Raw genomic sequence first — 19,281 nt, 5'->3', positions numbered from 1 at the left:
ACTTCCGTGTGGCGCGTCATTGCAGGTCAAGGTGTGCGCGGAGGTCGTCCGATTGCCTCTCGCATATGACGGAACACCCCCTTGGAGTTGTTGAATCCGGGGGGTGTTTTCCTGTGGAACGGCCCGGGAGGGAGCGTCGGCCGTCCATGATGGGTGCATGGCGGGCCTGGAGGGTGTGGAACAGCCGCGGCAACGCGGCAGCGCTTCGGCGGTACGGCTCACGGCGGCTGTTGAGGACGAACAGGGCCTCAAGGCGCTGGAATTGTATGGAAATCCGGCCGAAGCCGAAGTGACACTGCCGTCCATGCCCGAGTCGGCGAGCACCGCGCGCCGGCTCACCCAGTGCGTGGTGGTCCGCCTCTGGGGCCTCTCGCCGCAGATCGCCGAGCACGCCGTCCTGCTGGTCTCGGAGCTCGTCGGCAACGCGGTCCGGCACACCGGGGCCCGCTCCTTCGGCTTACGCATGCTGCGGCGCCGCGGTTGGATCCGGGTGGAGGTGCGCGACCCTTCGCGCGGACTGCCCTGCTTGATGCCGGTCCACGAGTTGGACACCACCGGCCGGGGCCTCTTCCTCGTCGACAAGCTGTCCGACCGCTGGGGCGCGGACCTGCTGCCGCGCGGGAAGATCACCTGGTTCGAGATGCGGGTCGCCGACCGGCAGAACCCCTGATCCTCCCGGAACGCCGGAAGCCCCCGTCCGCCGTGTGGGGCGGTGTGGGGGCTTCATCGGTGCGCCGAGGATCTGAGGGGGTGTGATCCTCGGCGTGGAGACTTCGCTCGGGTCAATGGGAAGTCGTGGTTCCGACTATGGCAGACGAGGGCCTGAACGCCAAAAGTCCCTACTTGGACATAAGTGTGCAAATCGCAAGACTTTCTAGCTAAATCCTAGGTGAGGTGGACCACTCACCTCGCAATCCATGAATAAGTATCGACTGCTCTGTGTAAATCGTTGATCACGTAGCGACCCGGCCACCCGGTTGGCCCCTTTTGACGACCGTCCTGAATTGGGTCAATCATTACCTTCCGGGTCATCCACCCCTTAAATGGGCAGGTGCTCTCACAACCAGGCCGCCGCGCGGCCCTGCGCGTGGCCCTGCGCGCGGCCGCTCTCGGGTCGGCCGGCGCCGCCGCGGCCGGTCTCACCGCCGCCTGCGGGCCGGGTCGACCGGCCACCGCGCCCTCCGGCCGTCCGCCGGGTCCGGCCCGGTCGGCCCGCCCGGCGCAGGCGGCTCCGGCCGCCGCCCCGCGCCGGTTCGCCGGGCAGCCCGTCGAGATCGGTCACGGTCCGCGCGACCGCCCCCGGGTCGCCCTCACCTTCCACGGCAACGGGGACCCGGCCATCGCCCGGGCGGTGCTGGCCGCGGCCGAGAAGGGGGGCGCGCGGGTCACCGTACTGGCCATCGGATCCTGGCTCGACGCGCACCCGGAGCTGGCCCGGCGCATCCTCGACGGCGGTCACGAGCTCGGCAACCACACGCAGCGCCACCTCGCGATCAACGACATGCCCGAAGCGCAGGCCTACGCCGAGATCACCGGCTGCGCCCAGCGGCTCAAGCGGCTCACCGGATCCATCGGCACCTGGTTCCGGCCCTCACAGACCCAGTACGCGACCCCCCTCGTCCAGGAACTGGCCCAGCGGGCTGGCTACCCGCACGTCCTTTCGTACGACGTGGACTCCCTCGACTTCACCTCGCCCGGTGCCGCGGCCGTCATCCGCACCGTCACCGGGACGATCCGGCCCGGATCGGTGGTGAGCCTGCACTTCGGCTACGCGGACACGGTCGACGCGATGCCTCCCCTCCTCGAAGAACTCGCGCGCCGCAACCTGCGCGCGGTGACCACCACGGAGCTGCTGACCCCATGACGACCACCCGCCTTCCCCGGACTGCCGGCGCGCTGCTGGCAGGTCTGGTCCTCGCCGCCCTTGCCGGCTGCGGATCGGCCGGCAAGGAACCCGCCGAGGCGCTCGGCACCAAGGGCCCGGCCAAGCCCGTCAAGGCCGCGCCGGCCGCCCCGCCCGGTCTGCCCGGCATGCCGCCCGTGCTCGATCCGAACGACGTCTACGCGGCGGACCGGCCGAACAAGCTCTCCCCCGTGGTCAAGGACTTCCCGTCCCGCGTCTACGTGCCGAACACCAACTCCAACACGGTGTCCGTCATCGACCCGATGACCTACCAGGTCATCGACACCATCCCGGTCGGGGTCCAGCCCCAACACGTGGTCCCCTCCTGGGACCTGAAGACCCTGTGGGTCAACAACAACCGCGGTCACACCCTCACCCCGATCAACCCGGCCACGGGCGAGGCCGGAAAGCCGGTGGAGGTGCACGACCCGTACAACCTGTACTTCACGCCGAACGGCAAGTACGCCATCGTCATGGCCTCGATGGACAAGGAGCTCGTCTTCCGCGACCCGCACACGATGGACCGGGTCAAGACGGTGCCCGTGACCTGCTACGGGGTCAACCACGCGGACTTCTCCGCCGACGGCCGCTACTTCATCGTGAGCTGCGAGTTCTCCGGCGAACTCCTCAAGGTCGACACCGAGCGCATGGAGGTCGTCGGCCAGCAGAAGCTGCCGTTCGAGGGCGCGATGCCGCAGGACGTCAAGGTCTCCCCGGACGGGAAGACCTTCTACGTCGCGGACATGATGGCGCACGGCATGTGGGTGCTCAGCGGGGACAAGTTCGAGACCCCCAAACTGCTGCCCACCGGGAAGGGCTGCCACGGCCTCTACGTGAGCCGCGACTCCAAGGAGATGTACGTCTCCAACCGGGGCGAGGGCACCATCTCGGTCTTCAACTTCCCCGAGAACAAGCTCACCAAGAAGTGGACGCTGCCGGACGGTGGCAGCCCCGACATGGGCGGGGTCTCCGCCGACGGCAAGGTGCTGTGGCTGTCGGGCCGTTACAACTCCGAGGTCTACGCGCTCGACACGCAGACCGGCAAGCAGATCGCCCGGATCCCGGTGGGCGGCGGACCGCACGGACTCGCCGTGTACCCGCAGCCCGGCCGTTACTCGCTGGGCCACACCGGCATCTTCCGCTAGGTCCCCGCAAGAGACGCCAGGGCCGGACACGGCGGTGCCCCGGAAGCTCGCACAGCTCCCGGGACACCGCGGTCCGTTCGCCGGACGACGGGCTACCAGGCGACCGGAAGGCGCTCCGGAAGCCGCTTGATGAAGCCCGTGCGCCAGACGAGGTTCTCGGAGGGCACCGCGAGCCGCAGTCCGGGCAGCCGCTCGACCAGCACCTCCAGTGCGATCTCGGCATGGGCGCGACCCAGCGCGGACGCCGGGCAGAAGTGCGGGCCCGCGCCGAAGGCGAGGTGGGGGTTGACGCTCTGGCGCTCCAGGTCCAGCTCGTCCGGACGCTCGAAGGCCTCCGGATCGAAGTTGGCCCCCTCCAGGAGGACGAGGACGAGCTCACCCTCCCGCACCAGCACGTCACCGACCTGGACGTCGGCCAGGGCGATGCGCGGCAGGCCGTCCCCGACGGACAGGTTCCAGCGCAGCAGCTCCTCCACCGCCGCGGCCGTGCGCTCCGGGTGCCGGCGCAGGTACCCGATCAGCTCGGGCCGCTGGAGCAGCGCGAGCACCGCGAGCGTGAGGAACGCGGAGGTGGAGACCGCACCCGCGCCGAAGAGGGAGACGGCGACCGTCGCGAACATCTCGTCGGTCAGGTGGGCCGACTCCGGATCCGCCTCCTTCAGCTCAGCGAACCTCCCGAGGAGCCCCGTACGCTCCTCGGGGGCCAGGGCGAGCTGGTCGTTCAGCCGGTCGGCGAAGTAGCCCACGTCCTTGTACCAGTTGAGGGCGGAGTCGGCGAACGGTTCGCGCGCGGTCATGAACGCGACGTCCAGGCCCGACATCAGCCGGCGCCGGTCTTCGAACGGCACCCCCAGCACCTGGCAGTGCAGGGCCGCCGAGAAGGGGTCGGCGAAGCCCGCCCGGAGGTCGACCGGGCCGCCCTCCGCCACGAGCGCGTCGAGGAGCTCGCCGGCCCGGGCGCGCAGCAGGCCCCGCAGCCCCTGCTGACGGGGGTTCAGCGCCTTCATCACGGCGCCCCGCAGGCCCGCGCTGTTGATGTTGCCCATGTTGTCGACGACCTCGGGCGGGATCGTCAGCGCGTACTGCCGCGGGACCCCGGCGTTCGCCGTGTCCTTGAGGCTGAAGCGTTCGTCCTCCAGTACCTGCTTGGCCAGCGCGTAGCTGCTCACCAGCCAGGCCGGGTCGCCGGTGAGGGTGCGGACCCGGGCGACCGGCGCCTTCTCGCGCAGCCAGGCGCACTCTTGCGGGAGCACGTCACCGCGCCGGGAGAGCGGGAAGTCCAGGAGAGGCCGCTCTTCGGCCCCCGGGCCCTCAAGCTGCTCGACGCTCATCGACGGTCCTTTCGGTCGGTGCGTGGTCCGTAGCGCTCCCGGGTGCCGTGGCCCCGGGCCGTACGACGGCGTACGCCTGGTTGCGGGTCGCGCGCAGACCCCCGCCGCGTGCGAAGAGGACATCGGTCAGCGGCATCCGGACGTGGTAGGCCGCCACCGAGGACGGCACGTCGAGAATGCTCGGGGTGTCCACGAAGAACGGCAGCTCGGCCGCCATGTAATCGAAACAGACCCGCAACTGCTCGGCCGTGACCGATTCACCTTCCGACAATTTGGATCCGACGAAATGTAGGGCCATTTGCTCGCAGCCCTCGCGGAATTCTTCGTCGGTCTCCAGGAAATGCAGGACGCGTCGGTGTAGTAGTTGGTAGACGGGGTTCGATTGGAATTCGGAAAGGCCCCGTACGCGGATTTTGGGCTGCGGCGGTCCTGATTCCGTCACGCCCTTGAGGATGCGCCGCCGGACCGCCTTGATCTCTTTCGCCGCACGCTTCTCCGCGTGCTCCCGGGTGTGGCCGAAGGCGGCGAACATCCGGTCCACGTGGAGGTCCGCGTAGACGAAGTCGACTTGCGCGAACCGGTTCGTGGCCCATCGGGTCAGGCCGGCGATGCGGTCGGCGCTGAAATAGCTGTTTCCGGGACTCACGCCGATGAGCACGTGGTCGCCGTCTTCCCAGATGTGCCGGCAGGTGCGGGTGAAGGGCAGAACTTCGAATGATGCGTCAGCTGTGATCGTCATCTGATTGATCGCCCTTGTTGCCACTTGTCCCTGGGAGCCCTGCGCTCCTGGTGTGGCGGCAATGCCAGTACGTTATGCCGTGGCCCCGGAGTGTGACAAGTGGAATCTTCGTTTGTTTGGTCGGAATTATCGATTCCGCATTACGGGGCGGTAATTGAAAAGGTTTCTGCCGCACGAACGGGACCCGGGGCGGGGGCGGACCGGGGAGGCCGCTACCCTGAGCCGGTCAACAAGGCATCAAGAAGGAGTGGACCCAGTGGCGGACATCGAGAGCGCACGGACGACGTTCGGCAAGTTCGACGTGAACGGTGACGGCTTCGTCACGGCCGACGAGTTCAAGGCGGCCATGGCGGCCATGGGCGACCCGTTCGTCACCGGCCCCGTCGCGGACGCCGTGATCGCCTCCAAGGACGCGAACGGCGACGGCCTGCTGAGCTTCGACGAGTTCTGGGCCTCCCTGAACAAGTAGTCCCTCCGCTGCCGCCCCGCCCCGGACCGCCGGAGCGGGGCGGCAGCGTGCGTTCGGCGCCGGATCCCCGCCCCCGGGCCCCGCGCGTCAGGCCCCCGGTCCGGACATGTCCTCGACCTCGCCCAGGGCCTCCTGCAGCCAGTGCAGCCAGAACGTCTCCAGGGCGATCCCGCCGTGCAGCACGAGCCGCCGCAGCCGGTCCTCCACGGCGTCCCGCCCCGGCGGGAAGTCCTTCTCCTCGATGGCCTCGTACTGTGCGAGCTGACGTCGGTGCAGCTCCAGATGGCGCCGCAGCTCGGGACCGAGCCCCTGCGGCCCCACGACGCCCGCCGCGCGGATCCGCAGCAGCAGCGGGTCGCGCATCGGCTTGGGGTCCTGGCTCTCGCCCACCCATCGGGCCAGCTCCGCGCCGCCGGCGGGCAGCACCTCGTACTCCTTCTTCTGCCCGCGCACGGGCACCTCGCTCGGCAGCTCCCGGATCAGCCCGGACTCCTCCAGCCGCCCCAGCTCGCGGTAGATCTGTTGGTGCGTCGCCGACCAGAAGTACCCGATCGACTTGTCGAACCGCCGGGTCAGCTCCAGCCCGGACGAGGGCTTCTCCAGCAGGGCGGTGAGGATGGCGTGCGGCAGCGACATGGCGCCATCCTAGGTTTGCGGCGGCGCCGGCCCCGACGCCTCCTCCGTACGGCCGCTTCCGCAGGGCCGTCCCCGGACGGGCGCGGCCCGCTGGCGGTGCCCAGGTGCCGTGGCGAGGCTGGGGGTGTGGCTGCCGCATACGACTACTCGGACCTGACCGCCCTCTACGTGAACTGCACGCTCAAACGCTCGCCCGAGACCAGCAACACCGAGGGCCTGATCGACAGGAGCCGCAGGGTCATGGAAGGGGCCGGCACCCGCACCTCCCTCGTCCGCGCCGTCGACCACGACATCGCGACCGGGGTCTGGCCCGACATGACCGAGCACGGCTGGGAGAGCGACCAGTGGCCGGTCCTCTACAGCCAGATCATGGACGCCGACATCCTCGTCCTGTGCGGCCCCATCTGGCTCGGCGACAACAGCTCCGTGATGAAGCAGGTCATCGAGCGGCTCTACGCCTGCTCCTCGCTGCTGAACGAGCGGGGCCAGTACGCCTACTACGGGCGGGTCGGCGGCGCGCTGATCACCGGCAACGAAGACGGCGTCAAGCACTGTGCCATGAACGTCCTCTACAGCCTCCAGCACCTCGGCTACGCGATTCCGCCGCAGGCCGACGCGGGCTGGATCGGCGAGGCCGGGCCCGGACCCTCCTACCTGGACCCCGGCTCGGGCGGCCCCGAGAACGACTTCACCAACCGCAACACCGCCTTCATGTCCTGGAACCTCATGCACCTGGCCGCCCTGCTCAAGCGCTCGGGCGGCATCCCGCCGTACGGCAACCAGCGCTCGCAGTGGGACGCGGGCTGCCGCTTCGACTTCCCCAACCCCGAGCACCGATGAGTTCTGCGCCCCGGGGCGGTCTCACGGTGGACGACCAGACCGGAGGAAGCCCATGGAGCAACTGCTGAGGGTCCAGAACTTCAGCGTGTCGCGCGACGGATTCGGCGCCGGGGAGCACCAGAGCCTCGCGCGGCCGTTCGGCGACGCGGAGCCGGGCGAACTGTTCGCCTGGGCCGGAGCGACGGCGAGCTGGCCCAACCGCACCGACCCCGGAGGGAGCCGGGGTCTCGACGACTACCTCACCCGGGACTTCGCGCACAACATCGGCGCCGAGATCATGGGCCGCAACAAGTTCGGTCCCCAGCGCGGGCCCTGGGCCGACCACGAGTGGCGCGGCTGGTGGGGTGAGGAGCCCCCGTTCCACACGCCCGTGTTCGTCATGACCCACCACGTGCGCCCTTCGTTCACGCTCTCCGACACCACCTTCCACTTCGTCGACGCCGACCCGGCCACGGTCTTGGACCGGGCGCGGGAAGCCGCGCGGGGCAAGGACGTCCGGCTCGGCGGCGGGGCCACCACCATTCGGGAGTTCCTCGACGCCGACCTCGTCGACACCCTGCACGTGGCGGTCGCGCCGGTGGAGTTCGGGTCCGGGGTCAGGCTCTGGGAGTCGCCCGAGGAGCTGCTCGACCGCTTCCACCTCGATGTCGTGCCCAGCCCGAGCGGTGTCACGCACCACCTGTTCTGGCGCAGGTGACACGGGCCGGCCCGGGGCGTGCGCCCCGGGCCGGCTCGCTCGCGTCCGGTTCAGTGCGCGATGTCCACGACGAACCGCTCCGGCGAGTGCAGGGGGAACGCGCGGTAGTACGGCAGGGTGTCGAAGGCGGCGCCGAAGGTCACGTACCCCTCGTAGTCGCCGGTCAGGGCGATTCCCTTGAGCTTGCTGAGGTTGATCTTCTGCAGCTTGGGCCCGTGGTAGACGCTCTGCCCCGCGTCGTCGTGCGCGGCGGCGGGGTGGAGGCGGATCTCCAGGAAGTACGTCCCGGGCAGCGGCACGGGCTTGCCGGACCCGTCGTAGACGAGGTGCGGGACGGGGGTGACGGTGACCGCGGGGCCGTAGCCCTGGAGGTCGATGACGATGCGGTCGTACGTGGGGTGCCCGGCCCAGCGGGCGTTGACGACGAGCGGGGTCTGGGCCTGGGGGGCGGCGGAGACGGTGGTGGAAGCCGAGGCAGGGGCGGCGAAGGAGAGGCAGGCGGCGAGCAGGGCGCCGGTTGCCAGGGCCACGAACTGCCGGAGACGGGCGTGGATCATGACGTCCCCTCGATTCTCGAGAGACGGGGACTGGTGGCACTGCCTAGGACGCCCCGGGGGACGGCACGGTTGCGGTTGCGCTCGTTTCCCGTTCCCGGGATCCGTGGACGGAAGAGGGGCCCGGCGCACGCGCCGGGCCCCCCTCGTGTCACGCGGTGCGCGTCAGCACTCGATGACGTTGACGGCGAGGCCGCCGCGGGCGGTCTCCTTGTACTTCACCTTCATGTCGGCGCCGGTCTCCTTCATGGTCTTGATGACCTTGTCGAGGGACACCTTGTGGCTGCCGTCGCCGCGCATCGCCATCCGTGCCGCGGTGACGGCCTTGACCGCCGCCATGCCGTTGCGCTCGATGCAGGGGATCTGCACCAGGCCGCCGACCGGGTCGCAGGTCAGGCCGAGGTTGTGCTCCATGCCGATCTCGGCCGCGTTCTCGACCTGCTCCGGGGTGCCGCCGAGGACCTCGGCGAGGGCGCCGGCCGCCATCGAGCAGGCGGAGCCCACCTCGCCCTGGCAGCCGACCTCGGCGCCGGAGATCGAGGCGTTCTCCTTGAAGAGCATGCCGATCGCGCCCGCGGCGAGGAGGAAACGGACCACGCCGTCCTCGTCCGCGCCCGGCACGAAGTTCATGTAGTAGTGCAGCACGGCCGGCAGGACGCCCGCGGCGCCGTTGGTCGGCGCGGTCACGACCCGGCCGCCCGCCGCGTTCTCCTCGTTGACCGCCATCGCGTAGATCGTCGCCCACTCGCTGCGGTGCAGCATCGGGTCGCCCTCGGTGCGCAGCTGGCGCGCCGTGGCGGCGGCCCGGCGCTTGACCCGCAGGCCGCCGGGGAGGATGCCCTCGCGGGACATGCCGCGCGAGACGCAGGACTGCATGACGCGCCAGATCTCCAGGAGGCCCTCGCGGATCTCGTCCTCCGTGCGCCAGGCCTTCTCGTTCTCCAGCATCAGGGAGGAGATCGACAGACCGGTCTCGTTCGCGAGGCGCAGCATCTCGTCGCCGGAGCGGAAGGGGTACTTCAGCACCGTGTCGTCGAGCTTGATCCGGTCCTCGCCGACCGCGTCCTCGTCCACGACGAAGCCGCCGCCGACCGAGTAGTAGGTCTTTTCCAGCAGCGGGGTGCCGGCGCCGTCGTACGCGAAGAGCGTCATGCCGTTCGCGTGGTAGGGCAGGGAGCGGCGGCGGTGCAGGATCAGCTGGTTCGGCTCGTCGAAGGCGATCTCGTGCACGTCGCCTATCTCCGCGCCCAGCAGCCGCAGCCGGCCGCTCTTGCGGATGCGCTCGACCTCGTCGTCGGCGGTCTCGACGTTCACCGTGCGGGGGGAGTGGCCTTCCAGACCGAGCAGCACCGCCTTGGGGGTGCCGTGCCCGTGGCCGGTCGCACCGAGGGATCCGAAGAGCTCGGCCCGGACGGAGGTGGTCTGGGCCAGCACGCCGTCCTTCTTCAGCCGCGTCACGAACATGCGCGCGGCCCGCATCGGGCCGACCGTGTGGGAGGAGGAGGGACCGATACCGATGGAGAAGAGATCGAAGACGGAGATGGCCACGGTGGCGGACTCCCTTGTCTGCTCGTGGGGTGGGAGGGGGCAGGAGAGGAGAAGTGGATTATTCGGATTTTGTCCGGCAGACGAGCTTAACGCGGAGAGGTGAACGTCTCGGCTGTCGGAGGAGGTGGGAAGGATTACGTGGACGGGGCGGCCGGGTGTCGGCCCGTGGTCCCGGGGCCCGGGGCTCGGGTCCACGGGGGATCCACCGGGGCGTGCGCCGGACCGGTCCGGCGTGCGGGCCGCGGCCGCCGCGGGGCGCAGGGTCGGGGCGGGCCCCCACCGCGACCGGGCCGGGCGGTGTCGGTCGGTGTCGGGCGGTGTCGGGTGGTGTCGGCCCCGGTCATGAGAAGGGCCCGGCCTGTGCGGGAACAAGGCCGGGCCCTTCCGTGGCCATGGGCCGGACGCCGGTTAGAGCGTCGGGTACAGCGGGAACTTCGCGGCGAGCGCGGAGACGCGCGCCTTCAGGGCCTCGCTGTCGTACGCGGGCTTCAGCGCCTGCGCGATGATCTCGGCGACCTCGGTGAAGGCCTCGGCGTCGAAACCGCGGGTGGCCAGGGCCGGCGTACCGATCCGCAGACCCGAGGTGACCATCGGCGGCCGCGGGTCGTTCGGGATGGCGTTGCGGTTGACCGTGATGCCGACCTCGTGGAGGCGGTCCTCGGCCTGCTGACCGTCCAGCTCGGAGTTGCGCAGGTCGACCAGGACCAGGTGCACGTCGGTGCCACCGGTGAGGACGTCCACGCCCACGGCCTTGACGTCGTCCTGGACCAGGCGGGCGGCGAGGATCTTCGCACCCTCCAGGGTGCGCTCCTGGCGCTCCTTGAACTCGGGCGAGGCCGCGACCTTGAAGGAGACCGCCTTGGCCGCGATCACGTGCTCCAGCGGACCGCCCTGCTGACCCGGGAAGACCGCGGAGTTGATCTTCTTGGCCAGCTCCTGCGTCGACAGGATGACACCGCCGCGGGGACCGCCGAGGGTCTTGTGCGTGGTGGTGGTGACGACGTGGGCGTGCGGCACCGGGTTCGGGTGCAGACCGGCGGCGACCAGGCCGGCGAAGTGCGCCATGTCGACCATCAGGTACGCGCCGACCTCGTCCGCGATGCGGCGGAAGGCGGCGAAGTCCAGCTGGCGCGGGTAGGCGGACCAGCCGGCGACGATCAGCTGCGGCTTGGACTCCTTGGCGAGGCGCTCGACCTCGGCCATGTCCACCTCGCCGGTCTCGTCGACGTGGTACGGGACCACGTTGTAGAGCTTGCCGGAGAAGTTGATCTTCATGCCGTGGGTCAGGTGACCGCCGTGGGCCAGGTTGAGGCCCATGATCGTGTCGCCCGGCTTCAGCAGCGCGAACATCGCGGCGGCGTTCGCCTGCGCACCGGAGTGCGGCTGGACGTTCGCGGCCTCGGCGCCGAACAGCGCCTTGATGCGGTCGATCGCGATCTGCTCGACGACGTCGACGTGCTCGCAGCCGCCGTAGTAGCGGCGGCCCGGGTAGCCCTCGGCGTACTTGTTGGTCAGGACCGAGCCCTGGGCCTCCATGACGGCGACCGGAGCGAAGTTCTCCGACGCGATCATTTCCAGGGTGGACTGCTGGCGCACGAGCTCGGCGTCGACGGCGGCGGCGACGTCCGGGTCGAGCTCGTGCAGCGGGGTGTTGAGAACAGACATCAGGATCCCCTGGGGTGTCAGTTGTCGGAGTGGGTGAGCGCGGCGTACTCCTCGGCGGAGAGCAGGTCGGCCGGCTCCTCCGCGATGCGCACCTTGAACAGCCAGCCACCCTCGAACGGGGCGGTGTTGACGAGCGCCGGGTCGTCCACGACGTCCTGGTTGGACTCGACGACCTCGCCGGTGACGGGGGAGTACAGGTCGCTGACCGACTTGGTCGACTCCAGCTCGCCACAGGTCTCGCCCGCGGTCACCGTGTCGCCGACCTCGGGGAGCTGGGCGTAGACGACGTCACCGAGCGCGTTGGCCGCGAACTCCGTGATGCCGACCGTCGCGACGCCGTCCTCGGCGGTCGACAGCCACTCGTGCTCCTTGCTGTAACGCAGCTGCTGGGGGTTGCTCATGACCTGATTCTCCTGGATGCGGGGGAGTGGATACGAACTGCGGTCTTGGGTACTGAGACGGCGCCGTACGGGTTCCCGGACGGCGGACGTGGTGCGTGGGGCTACTTCTGCCGCTTGTAGAACGGCAGCGCCACGACCTCGTACGGCTCATGCGTACCGCGAATGTCGACGCCGACGCCGGACGTTCCGGGCGCGGCGTGCGCCGCGTCCACGTACGCCATCGCGATCGGCTTGCCCAGCGTCGGGGACGGGGCGCCGGAGGTGACCTCACCGATGACCTGACCGTCGGCGACGACCGGGAACCCGGCGCGCGGGACGCGGCGGCCCTCGGCGATCAGACCGACCAGCTTGCGCGGCGGGGCGGTGGCGGCGCGCTCGGCGGCGCCCTCCAGCGCGGCGCGGCCGACGAAGTCGCCCTCCTTCTCGAACTTCACGACCCGGCCCAGGCCCGCGTCGAACGGGGTGAGGGCGGTGGTCAGCTCGTGCCCGTACAGCGGCATGCCCGCTTCCAGGCGCAGCGTGTCGCGGCAGGACAGACCGGCCGGGACCAGGCCGACGCCCTCGCCCGCCTTGGTCAGCGCCTGCCACAGCTCCACGGCGTGCTCGGGGGCGACGAACAGCTCGAAGCCGTCCTCGCCCGTGTACCCGGTGCGCGCGATCAGCGCGGGCACGCCCGCGACGGTGCCCGGCAAGCCGGCGTAGTACTTCAGGCCGTCCAGGTCGGCGTCGGTCAGGGAAGCCAGGATGCCGGGGGACTCCGGGCCCTGCACGGCGAGCAGCGCGTACGCGTCGCGGTCGTCGCGGACCTCGGTGTCGAAGCCGGCGGCGCGCTCGGTCAGGGCGTCCAGGACGACCTGGGCGTTGGAGGCGTTGGCGACGACCATGTACTCGGTCTCGCCGAGGCGGTAGACGATCAGGTCGTCGACGATCCCGCCGTCCTCCTGACAGATGTGCGTGTAGCGGGCGCGGCCGACGCCGACGGTGGAGATGTTGCCGACCAGGGCGTAGTCGAGGGCCTTGACGGCCTCCGGGCCGGTCAGCGTGATCTCGCCCATGTGGGACAGGTCGAAGAGACCGGCCTTGGTGCGTACGGCGTTGTGCTCGTCGCGCTCGCTGGCGTACCGCAGCGGCATGTCCCAGCCCGCGAAATCGGTCATGGTCGCACCGAGCGAGCGGTGCAGCGCATCGAGGGCGGTCAGGCGGGGGGCAGTGCTCATGGGTGTGGCTCCCGGGTCCCAGGGCATCGACATGACATGACGAGGACGTTCCTCCCCATCTGTCATCGGAACCTGAGAGGTTCGCCGAGAGTTCCGCCGATCGCCCGATCGCCGGTTCTTCTCATCGACTTGCACCTTGGGTGGAGCTGCGCAGCAGCTCGCTTTTCAGATCTGCCTCATCCACGCGGTACGGGGCCTGAGAGATTCAAGGGAGGTTCTTGCTCCTTCGGCGCCCGCGCACGGCCTTGCGGCGTGCCGGGACTCTCCCGCGCGGATTCAAGCGGCCGGTATGCAGTTGGTCCAGATGGCGCACATCATTGCACGCCATGCCCGAGATCGGGCGGCGGGGTCCGAAAGTTCGTACGGCCCTCCGAAGAGTCGGACCGGAACCAGGGCCGCCGGATTACCGTCTCTTTACACTCAGTGGGCAAGGGTCCTGGTGACCCGATTCGGGGGAGGCGAACACTGTGCGGAGATTCGGAGTGGTGACGACGACAGGAACCGTGGAGGCGGTGCCCGCACAGCGCGGGGCGCGCGAGCGCGAGAGGGCGGCCGGTACCGGCCTCGGCCTCGTACGCGACCTGCGCGGAGCGGCCCTGCGCGCCCCGAGCCCGCTCGGCTTCGCGGCCGGGGACATCGTCGTGGTGTCCGGCCTGCCCGGCGGCGGCAAGAGCACGCTGATCAAGCGGGCGGCCGCCGAGGGCGGGGCCGTGGACTCCCAGGACACCCGTGAGCGCTGGGAGCGCCGCATGCCCGCGCCGCTGCCGTACGCGGTGTACCGGCCGCTGGTGCGCGCCGCGCACTACTGGGGGCTGTGGCGGATCCTGCGCTCCGGAGCCTCCGTGGTCGTCCACGACTGCGGAACGCAGTCCTGGGTGCGCGGACTGCTCGCGGCCGCAGCGCGCCGCCGGGGCCGCGCGCTGCACCTGCTCCTGCTGGACAGCAGTCCCGAGGAGGCCCTCTCCGGGCAGGCCGCGCGCGGCCGCCGGGTCTCCGCCTACGCCTTCGCCCGCCACCGCGGCGCGGTGACCCGGCTGCTGCGCGAGGCCGAAGCGGGCCGCCCGCCCGCGGGCTGCGCCTCGGTGACCCTGCTGGACCGGGCCTCCGCCGCGACGGTGACCCGCATCGCCTTCACCACCTGAGCCCGGCGGCCGCGCCACTGCCGGGCCCCGGCGGCCGCCCCCGGCAACGGTGCGGCACACGGGGCCGGTACCCTGCGGGGCGACACGCGCGGGAAACAAGACAGAGGCAGGGGCAGATGCAGGGCAGCGGCTGGCCGGGGAATGAGCTGGAGCAGGTGCTCGGGGCGGCGCTCGGGCAGCCGGACGCCGGGGGACGGATCCTGGAGGTCCTCGGACGCAGCCGGGTGTGGGTGCCCCTGCCCGGCGGGGGCGGCCCGACGACGGCCGGCCTCGACCTGCCCACCATGGACATCGGCGGAGCGGCGTACGTCCCCGTCTACAGCTCCGAGGCCCAGTTCCTCGCCTGCGTCGGCCCCGGCATGGACTTCGCGGTGGCTCCGGCCATCGAGTTCGCCCGCGGCCTGCCCCCGCAGCTCGGCATAGCCCTCAATCCCGAGGGCGCCGTCGGCGTACCGCTCCCGCCGCCCGCCGTCGCGGAACTCTGCCGCAGCGGCCGGACCGTGCTCGACGGCCCGGCCACCGGCGGCCGGGTCCGGCTCTTCGAGCCGGACTGGCAGGACGATCCGGTGGATTTCCTGGCCGCCGCCACCGAGGAGTTCCGGGCCACCGGGGTGGTCGCCGCCGCGCACCGCTGCCTCGCCAGCATCGAGGGCGGGGAGCCCCAGCTGTTCGTCGGTGTCCGCCTGGTGGGATGGGAACCCGAGATGCAGGGCGCGCCGATGGAGGCTCTCGGACGGGCCCTGACCCGGGTCCCGCCGCCGTGGCCCGTGCAGTTGATCCTGCTGGACGCCGTCCAGGACCCGGTCACGGACTGGATTCGTGAGCGCGTACGCCCCTTCTACCTGCCGTAGGGCCGCTTAAGCTGGTTACATCTCCTGGCCGCACGCGCGACTGCCGGTTCGGAGGACACGCGTGGAGCGACGGGCGGACGAAGAGGGGTTCCGGGTGAGTGCGTCAGGCACGGCCGCGGCCGGGCAGGTCGAGCACATGATGCGCCAGGTGACTCCCGGGCGCTACGAGAGTTACGAGTCACTCCTGCACGCCCTCGCCGAGGGCCGGCTGTGGATGCTGCTCTGGCAGGGGCAGCCGGGCTCCCCGGACGCCCAGTACGGCGGCATGGAGGTCGACAGCCTGGGCTACGCGCCCTGCGTCACCTCCCCCCAGGAGTTGGCCGCCAGCGGCTGGAACCGGGGCTACGAGGTGGTCACCGGGCGGGACATCGCCCGCGCGCTGTACCCCGACCGCTGGGGCCTGTGGCTCAACCCGCACGCCCAGGGCGGCGGCCTCGGCGTGCCCTGGGCCGACCTGCGCCGGATCGCCACCGGCCTGGACCGGATGCCGGCGGGCCCGCTGCGCCTGTCCGAGCCCGCGATCGAGCTCCCGCAGTTCTACGGGCTGCTGACCCAGCACGCGCACCGCACTCCGGCGGTGCGGTCGCTGCGCCGCGCGTGGGTGCAGCCCGCGCTCGGCTCCCCGTACCTCGCGGTGGGGCTCGACCTGTACGACGCCTCCGCGCCCGCGCTGGAATCCGTACGGGAGATGATGCGGCAGTCGGTCGGTGTGGTCCCCGAGGGCGTCCCGGTGTGCACGGTCGCACTGGGGGACGAGCACGACCCCGTCGCCATGTGGCTGCGCGCGCAGACCCGCCCCTTCTACGACCGCGAGGGCCAGGCGCCGGCGTACTGACCCGGCGTACTGACCCGGCGTACTGACCCGGGGTAAGCGTTCCGCGATGTCCGGACATGGGGGCATCCCTCTCGAAGGCCGCACCGATCCCCATCGGTGCGGCCTTCGGCGCATTCGGTGAATCCGCCCAAGATCCATGCCCGAAAGGGTAGTTGGGCGTCATGTCCGTTCCGTGCCGAACGGGCGGTGTTTCACCGCTCAACAGATCCCGGGGTTCGGATAACGGAAGGTGTAGGCGTAGATCACGGTTGCGCATCACATCCCCGGGGGGTCTGGCGGGCGCTCGAGAGGGCGTTGAAGACTCCACCCCACCGAAGGCCGGTCCATCTCGCAAACACCAGCCCTTCACGTGCACTTCCGGCACATTTCGTGCCAATCGCACCACCAGCGACGCCGATTGAACCAAGCCGCCACAGCGGCGGGCATGGGCCGACCGATGTCGGCCGAGAGGGGTCCCACCACGATGACGGCACCACTGCAGGACACCAGCGCGGCCGAGCCCGCAGCCGTGGCCACCTCCGAGGTTCCGCGCAAGGCGATCGAGGGACGGTCGCTCGGCCGTATCGCGTGGACCAGACTCAAGCGCGACAAGGTGGCGATGGCCGGCGGCATGGTCGTGCTGCTGCTGGTGGTCCTGGCCATGCTCTCGCAGCCGATCCAGTGGATGTTCGGGCTGGACCCGGACGCCCTGCACCAGGACCTCATCGACCCCTCCCTGGCCACCCCCATCGGCTCCTTCGGCGGCATCAGCTTGGAGCATCCGCTGGGCGTGGAGCCGAAGTTCGGCCGCGACATCGCCACCCGCATCCTGGAAGGCTCCTGGGTCTCCCTGCTGGTCGCCTTCGGATCGACCGTGGTCTCGGTGTTCATCGGCTCCGTGCTGGGCGTCATCGCCGGGTACTACGGAGGCTGGGCCGACACGGTGATCAGCCGCATGATGGACACCTTCCTCGCCTTCCCGCTGCTGCTCTTCGCGATCTCCATCTCGGCCGCCCTCCAGGGCGGGGCCTTCGGCCTCGAAGGACTGCCGCTGCACATCAGCGTGCTGATCTTCGTGATCGGCTTCTTCAGCTGGCCCTACATCGGACGCATCGTGCGCGGCCAGACCCTCTCGCTGCGCGAGCGGGAGTTCGTCGACGCGGCCCGCAGCCTCGGAGCCCGCGGCCCCTTCATCGTCTTCCGCGAGCTGCTGCCGAACCTGATGGCGCCGATCCTCGTCTACTCCACGCTGCTCATCCCGACCAACATCCTCTTCGAGGCCTCCCTGAGCTTCCTCGGCGTGGGCATCCAGCCGCCGCAGGCCTCATGGGGCGGAATGCTCAGCTCCGCCGTCGCCTACTACAAGGTCGACCCGATGTTCATGGTCGTCCCGGGCATGGCGATCTTCGTCACCGTGCTCGCCTTCAACCTCCTCGGCGACGGTCTGCGCGACGCCCTGGACCCCAAGAGCTCGCGCTGACCCTCCCGCTCCTCGGGCACCCGGCCGAGGTCCGCCAGTACCCACCATCACTCCGAATCAGGGGGCATCACTCCGCCATGAGAAGCAGGTCGAGAACAGCCGCGGTGCTTGCCGCCGCCATCACCGTCGCCCTCACCGCCTCCGCCTGCAATGGTGGTGACAAGACCGGCGGCGACGACAAGTCGGCCGGCGCCAACGCCGCCGTCAAGGCCGTGGTCAACGCCTCGGACAAGAAGGGCGGGACGGTCGTCTACGAGGCGTCCGACACCCCCGACTCCTTCGACCCCGGCAACACGTACTACGGCTTCGTCTTCAACTTCAGCCGCCTGTACGCCCGTCCGCTGACGACCTTCGCGCCCGCCCCGGGCGCCGAGGGCAACAAGGTGGTCCCGGACCTCGCCGAGAGCCTCGGCGTGCCGAGCGACGGCGGCGCCACCTGGACGTACAAGCTGCGCAAGGGCGTCAAGTACAGCGACGGCTCGGTGGTCACCTCCAAGGACGTCAAGTACGCGGTCGAGCGCAGCAACTTCGCGCGTGACGTGCACTCCAACGGCCCGAACTACCTCGCGCAGTACCTCAAGAACAACGAGACCCCGTACGAGGGCCCGTACAAGGACAAGTCCGACACGGGGCTGCAGTCCATCGAGACCCCCGACGACCAGACGATCGTCTTCAAGCTGAAGCAGCCCTTCGCCGAGTTCGACTACCTGCTGGCCAACCCGCAGTCGGCCCCCGTGCCGAAGGCGAAGGACAACGGCGCGGACTATGTGAAGAACATCGTCTCCTCGGGCTCGTACATGTTCGAGAGCTACGAGCACGACAAGCAGGCCGTCCTGGTCCGCAACCCGAACTGGGACGCTTCCACGGACCCGCTGCGCAAGCAGCTCCCGGAGAAGATCGTCGTCAAGCTGAAGGTCAACCAGGAGACGATCGACTCCAACCTGAAGGCCGGCAACACCCACATCGACATCGTCGGTAACGGTGTGGCCCAGCAGACCCAGACCGAGCTGCTGACCTCGAAGGACCCCAACACCGACAACGCCGAGGGTGGTCGCCTGGTCTACATGGCGATGAACACCAAGGTGGCCCCGTTCGACAACGTGGAGTGCCGCAAGGCGGTCCAGTACGCGATCGACAAGGTCTCGGTGCAGACCGCCTTCGGCGGCCCCATCCGCGGCGCGATCGCCAGCACCGTCCTGCCGACCGACATCCCGGGTCACGTGGACTTCAACACCTACAAGACCCCGGACGACAAGGGCGACGAGGCCAAGGCCAAGGCCGCGCTGACCGCCTGCGGTCAGCCGAACGGCTTCGAGACCACCATCACCGCGCGCAACGACCGCGCTGGCGAGGTCGACATGGCCACGGCCATCCAGGCGTCCCTGAAGAAGATCGGGATCACGGTCAAGATCGAGCAGTTCCCGGCCGGCAAGTACTTCAGCGACTACGCGGGCGTCCCGAAGTTCACCGAGGACAACAAGATCGGCCTCATGATGATGCAGTGGGGCGCCGACTGGCCGAGCGGCTTCGGCTTCCTCCAGCAGGTCGTCCACGGTGACTCGATCAGCAAGACGGGCAACACCAACCTGTCGCAGCTGAACGACCCCGAGATCAACAAGATGCTGAACGACAACATCGCCAACACCGACTCCGCCGCCCGCGAGAAGGTCTACGGCGAGATCGACAAGAAGGTCATGGACCAGGCGGTCATCGTGCCCCTGACCTACTTCAAGGTGCTGCACTACCGCTCGCCCAAGATCACCAACGTGGTCTCCAACCCGGCGTGGAGCGGTCAGTACGACTACCTCAACATCGGCCTGAAGTAACCCCGGACGTCAAGTCCTCAGGC

General features: G+C 70.0%; 19 protein-coding genes and 1 riboswitch. Of the genes, 11 read left to right on the top strand and 8 right to left on the bottom strand.

Features of this window, described 5'->3' with window-relative positions:
- Window positions 1–157 precede the first annotated feature (157 nt).
- From OG386_RS15435 to OG386_RS15425, 3 genes are all read left to right on the top strand, one after another.
- On the top strand, window positions 158–670 hold the full coding sequence (locus tag OG386_RS15435) for an ATP-binding protein (RefSeq protein ID WP_030009107.1): 513 nt from the start codon (window positions 158–160) through the stop codon (window positions 668–670).
- A 381-nt stretch (window positions 671–1,051) separates the two neighbouring features.
- Window positions 1,052–1,864, top strand: coding sequence for a polysaccharide deacetylase family protein (locus tag OG386_RS15430; protein ID WP_327383144.1), 813 nt, complete (start codon window positions 1,052–1,054; stop codon window positions 1,862–1,864).
- On the top strand, window positions 1,861–3,048 hold the full coding sequence (locus tag OG386_RS15425; protein WP_328788638.1) for a YncE family protein: 1,188 nt from the start codon (window positions 1,861–1,863) through the stop codon (window positions 3,046–3,048). The genes OG386_RS15430 and OG386_RS15425 overlap by 4 nt, the downstream gene beginning before the upstream one ends.
- A 92-nt stretch (window positions 3,049–3,140) precedes the next feature.
- On the opposite strand, the gene OG386_RS15420 is transcribed toward OG386_RS15425, so the two are convergent.
- The gene (locus OG386_RS15420; RefSeq protein ID WP_328788637.1) at window positions 3,141–4,379 is read right to left on the bottom strand and encodes a cytochrome P450; all 1,239 of its coding nucleotides are present in this window, start codon (window positions 4,377–4,379) and stop codon (window positions 3,141–3,143) included.
- Window positions 4,360–5,142, bottom strand: coding sequence for a tRNA-dependent cyclodipeptide synthase (locus tag OG386_RS15415; protein WP_328788636.1), 783 nt, complete (start codon window positions 5,140–5,142; stop codon window positions 4,360–4,362). The genes OG386_RS15420 and OG386_RS15415 overlap by 20 nt, the downstream gene beginning before the upstream one ends.
- Window positions 5,143–5,374: 232 nt before the next feature.
- On the opposite strand from OG386_RS15415, the gene OG386_RS15410 reads away from it, so the two are divergent.
- On the top strand, window positions 5,375–5,587 hold the full coding sequence (locus tag OG386_RS15410) for an EF-hand domain-containing protein (RefSeq protein WP_030009288.1): 213 nt from the start codon (window positions 5,375–5,377) through the stop codon (window positions 5,585–5,587).
- Window positions 5,588–5,674: 87 nt separating this feature from the next.
- On the opposite strand, the gene OG386_RS15405 is transcribed toward OG386_RS15410, so the two are convergent.
- Window positions 5,675–6,223, bottom strand: a complete 549-nt coding sequence (locus OG386_RS15405; RefSeq protein ID WP_328788635.1) for a PadR family transcriptional regulator — start codon at window positions 6,221–6,223, stop codon at window positions 5,675–5,677.
- A 126-nt stretch (window positions 6,224–6,349) separates the two neighbouring features.
- Between OG386_RS15405 and OG386_RS15400 the strand changes: the two genes are divergently transcribed.
- Window positions 6,350–7,063, top strand: a complete 714-nt coding sequence (locus OG386_RS15400) for a flavodoxin family protein (protein WP_328788634.1) — start codon at window positions 6,350–6,352, stop codon at window positions 7,061–7,063.
- 52 nt (window positions 7,064–7,115) lie between these two features.
- Window positions 7,116–7,760 carry a dihydrofolate reductase family protein gene (locus tag OG386_RS15395; RefSeq protein WP_328788633.1) on the top strand — a complete coding sequence of 215 codons (645 nt, stop codon included), beginning with the start codon at window positions 7,116–7,118 and terminating at the stop codon, window positions 7,758–7,760.
- Window positions 7,761–7,810: 50 nt separating this feature from the next.
- Here the strand turns inward: OG386_RS15395 and OG386_RS15390 are convergent, their stop codons facing one another.
- From OG386_RS15390 to gcvT, 5 genes are all read right to left on the bottom strand, one after another.
- Window positions 7,811–8,317, bottom strand: a complete 507-nt coding sequence (locus tag OG386_RS15390) for an AMIN-like domain-containing (lipo)protein (RefSeq protein WP_328788632.1) — start codon at window positions 8,315–8,317, stop codon at window positions 7,811–7,813.
- 162 nt (window positions 8,318–8,479) lie between these two features.
- Window positions 8,480–9,862: an L-serine ammonia-lyase gene (locus OG386_RS15385; protein WP_328788631.1), complete on the bottom strand. Its 1,383-nt coding sequence runs from the start codon at window positions 9,860–9,862 to the stop codon at window positions 8,480–8,482.
- A gap of 408 nt (window positions 9,863–10,270) precedes the next feature.
- Entirely contained in the window at window positions 10,271–11,527 is a 1,257-nt protein-coding gene (glyA, locus tag OG386_RS15380; RefSeq protein ID WP_030763890.1) for a serine hydroxymethyltransferase, read from the bottom strand.
- Window positions 11,528–11,544: 17 nt separating this feature from the next.
- Window positions 11,545–11,928 carry a glycine cleavage system protein GcvH gene (gcvH, locus tag OG386_RS15375; RefSeq protein ID WP_327383136.1) on the bottom strand — a complete coding sequence of 128 codons (384 nt, stop codon included), beginning with the start codon at window positions 11,926–11,928 and terminating at the stop codon, window positions 11,545–11,547.
- 101 nt (window positions 11,929–12,029) lie between these two features.
- Complete coding sequence (gene gcvT, locus OG386_RS15370; protein WP_328788630.1) at window positions 12,030–13,145, bottom strand: glycine cleavage system aminomethyltransferase GcvT; 1,116 nt, start codon at window positions 13,143–13,145, stop codon at window positions 12,030–12,032.
- 175 nt (window positions 13,146–13,320) lie between these two features.
- Window positions 13,321–13,424, bottom strand: a riboswitch (glycine riboswitch).
- Between the two features lie 206 nt (window positions 13,425–13,630).
- On the opposite strand from gcvT, the gene OG386_RS15365 reads away from it, so the two are divergent.
- From OG386_RS15365 to OG386_RS15345, 5 genes are all read left to right on the top strand, one after another.
- A complete protein-coding gene (locus OG386_RS15365) occupies window positions 13,631–14,287 on the top strand; it encodes an AAA family ATPase (RefSeq protein ID WP_328788629.1) in 657 nt (218 codons plus the stop codon).
- 116 nt (window positions 14,288–14,403) lie between these two features.
- Window positions 14,404–15,138, top strand: coding sequence for an enhanced serine sensitivity protein SseB (locus OG386_RS15360; RefSeq protein ID WP_328788628.1), 735 nt, complete (start codon window positions 14,404–14,406; stop codon window positions 15,136–15,138).
- Window positions 15,139–15,232: 94 nt separating this feature from the next.
- Window positions 15,233–15,973 carry an enhanced serine sensitivity protein SseB C-terminal domain-containing protein gene (locus OG386_RS15355; RefSeq protein WP_327383133.1) on the top strand — a complete coding sequence of 247 codons (741 nt, stop codon included), beginning with the start codon at window positions 15,233–15,235 and terminating at the stop codon, window positions 15,971–15,973.
- Between the two features lie 463 nt (window positions 15,974–16,436).
- The gene (locus OG386_RS15350; RefSeq protein WP_328788626.1) at window positions 16,437–17,432 is read left to right on the top strand and encodes an ABC transporter permease; all 996 of its coding nucleotides are present in this window, start codon (window positions 16,437–16,439) and stop codon (window positions 17,430–17,432) included.
- 77 nt (window positions 17,433–17,509) lie between these two features.
- On the top strand, window positions 17,510–19,258 hold the full coding sequence (locus tag OG386_RS15345) for an ABC transporter substrate-binding protein (protein ID WP_327383131.1): 1,749 nt from the start codon (window positions 17,510–17,512) through the stop codon (window positions 19,256–19,258).
- Window positions 19,259–19,281 lie beyond the last annotated feature (23 nt).

Source organism: Streptomyces sp. NBC_00273 (assembly GCF_036178145.1).
Taxonomy (GTDB): domain Bacteria; phylum Actinomycetota; class Actinomycetes; order Streptomycetales; family Streptomycetaceae; genus Streptomyces.
The sequence above is the reverse complement of the archived record's forward strand: the minus strand, read 5'-3'. Positions and strand labels throughout refer to the sequence as shown.